The 518-nt window shown below is 43.8% G+C and carries 1 protein-coding gene; it reads right to left on the reverse strand.

Annotation, left to right across the window (positions count from 1 at the left end; all coding sequences use genetic code 11):
- Positions 1-98 precede the first annotated feature (98 nt).
- Positions 99-518, reverse strand: a 420-nt coding sequence (locus P1P86_16605) for a hypothetical protein (protein ID MDF1576808.1), incomplete at its 5' end; no start/stop codon positions are given.

The following is a 518-nucleotide window of genomic DNA, read 5'->3' on the forward strand; positions in this document are numbered from 1 at the left end:
TGGTACCACCCTGGTTCTGATGGGCCCCTGGTTACTGTGGCGCCTGCCGTACCAATCAATAATATCCCAAGCAGTATAACAAATATCAGTTTCATAGGTTATCTTCTTCTCCTGACGTTACCTCGATTGAAACCCCATATTCCAGGTCCGTATTTGTCTCTTTGGTTGCCTCCTCCATTGTTTCCTCCAAACGCTAAGAACAGGGCAAATATTGATAAGAATACTACTAAGAAAAATATATTTGGTACATTCACCCTCATCCAGTTGATTAATTCATCATTAGTCCATGCCTGTCCTGTGCCGCCAGGGTAGGAGACTGTGGGGACTTCTGTTGGTTTAGCAGAAGTTAGGGGGGTCATTGTAAACGAATATGCTGTGGCCCCTGTTGCTTCTGTGGTTATTGTGCTATCAATGGAATAGTACCCATCCTTTAATGCTTTAACTGTATAGACACTCGCCTGTGCAAACCCATCACCAACATAATGTCCCGTGGATGATGAATATCCCTCTATCATATC

The sequence above is a fragment of the Bacteroidales bacterium genome (assembly GCA_029210725.1).
Taxonomy (GTDB): Bacteria; Bacteroidota; Bacteroidia; order Bacteroidales.